The organism is Parvibaculum sp., from assembly GCF_040882025.1.
In the GTDB taxonomy this organism is placed as follows: Bacteria; Pseudomonadota; Alphaproteobacteria; order Parvibaculales; family Parvibaculaceae; genus Parvibaculum.
This window is the reverse complement of the sequence record NZ_JBBECC010000004.1, coordinates 1-1529: the sequence shown is the minus strand read 5'-3', so window position 1 is coordinate 1529 and position 1529 is coordinate 1. Positions and strand designations below refer to the sequence as shown.

2 protein-coding genes are annotated in these 1529 nt (G+C 64.1%); both read left to right on the top strand.

Annotated elements, in window-relative coordinates; translation table 11 throughout:
• Positions 1-137, top strand: a 137-nt coding sequence (locus WEB61_RS00380; RefSeq protein WP_368062343.1) for an SDR family oxidoreductase, incomplete at its 5' end; no start/stop codon positions are given.
• Positions 138-213: 76 nt separating this feature from the next.
• Positions 214-1446 carry a TCR/Tet family MFS transporter gene (locus WEB61_RS00375; RefSeq protein ID WP_368062342.1) on the top strand — a complete coding sequence of 411 codons (1233 nt, stop codon included), beginning with the start codon at positions 214-216 and terminating at the stop codon, positions 1444-1446.
• Positions 1447-1529: the final 83 nt, after the last annotated feature.

Genomic DNA, 1529 nt, shown 5'->3' with positions numbered 1-1529 from the left:
GGATCAAGCGCGAAGTGGCGCTGCGCCGCTTCGGCACCGTCGAGGAAATCGCCGATGCCGCGCTTTTTCTCGCAAGCCCCCGCGCCAGCTTCGTCACCGGCGAAGTGCTGATCGTCGATGGCGGACAGGTGCGGTAGGCGCCGCGCGGGTCTTGACAGTATATAACAATAAAGTTAAATAATAACGAAACAGTTACCAACCGGCGAGGGGGACATGGAACGAAAGCCCGGCAAGCACGCCATCGTCTTTCTCTTGATCGCCGTCCTCATCGACATGATCGGCCTCGGCATGATCATGCCGGTCATGCCCTCGCTGCTCGCCGAGATCACCGGCGAGGGGCTCGGGCCCGCCGCCGCCTGGGGTGGCTGGCTGATGTTCACCTATGCGCTGATGCAATTCCTCTTCGCGCCGGTCATGGGCAATCTGAGCGATGCCTATGGCCGCCGCCGCGTGTTGCTGCTGGCGCTCGGTGCGCTCGCCGTCGACTACGCGATCATGGGTTTCGCGCCGACGCTTGTCTGGCTTTTCGTCGGCCGCTTCTTCGCCGGCATCTTCGGCGCCAACTTCGCGGTCGCCAATGCCTATATCGCCGACATCAGCCCGCCCGAAAAGCGCGCCCAGAATTTCGGTCTGATCGGCGCCGCCTTCGGCATCGGTTTCATCATCGGACCGGCGGTCGGCGGGTTGCTCGGCGAGTTTGGCCCGCGCGTGCCTTTCTTTGCCGCCGCCGCGCTTGGGCTTCTCAATGTGATCTACGGTTTCTTCGTGCTGCCCGAAACGCTGGCGCCCGAAAACCGTCGTCCCTTCGCCGTCGCGCGCGCCAACCCGCTCGGCGCTTTCCGCCAGATGCGCAAATATCCGCTAGTCCTCGGTCTGCTCGGCGCGATGGTGTTTTTCCAGCTCGCCCACGACGTCAATCCGTCGACCTGGTCCTATTACGCGATGCTGAAATTCGGTTGGTCGGAGGCTGAGGTCGGCGCCTCGCTGGCCTTTGTCGGCCTCTGCATGGCGCTGATGATGGGTCTCGGCACCCGTCTCATCATCCCGCGCATCGGCGAAACCCGCGCCGCCCTTCTCGGCCTCGCGATGACGAGCATCGGCTTCATGGGCTTTGCGTTTTCGAGCACCGCCTGGCACTTCCTGCTGCTCATGCCGTTGTCCTCCTTCATGGGCCTCGTCATGCCCTCGCTCCGCGCCATCATGTCGGCCGAAGTGCCGCCGAATGCGCAAGGCGAGCTTCAGGGCGCGCTGTCGAGCCTTGTCGGCCTGACGATGATCGTCGCGCCGGTGCTGGCGACGCAAACCTTCCGCGCCTTCACCGATGTCGAGGCGCCGGTCTATTTCCCCGGTGCCGCCTTCGTCATGGCGAGCGTCTTCACGCTGATGTCGATGGCGGTCGTCGCGGCGGCGCTGAAGGTGCGTCCCCGTGCGGCGGCGGTGCCGTAAGCGGCGGCCTCAATCCTTCCCGATCGTATCGTCCTTGAAGAGCCGCTTGCGCATTTCCTTGTCGAACACCGGATTGTTCCGCC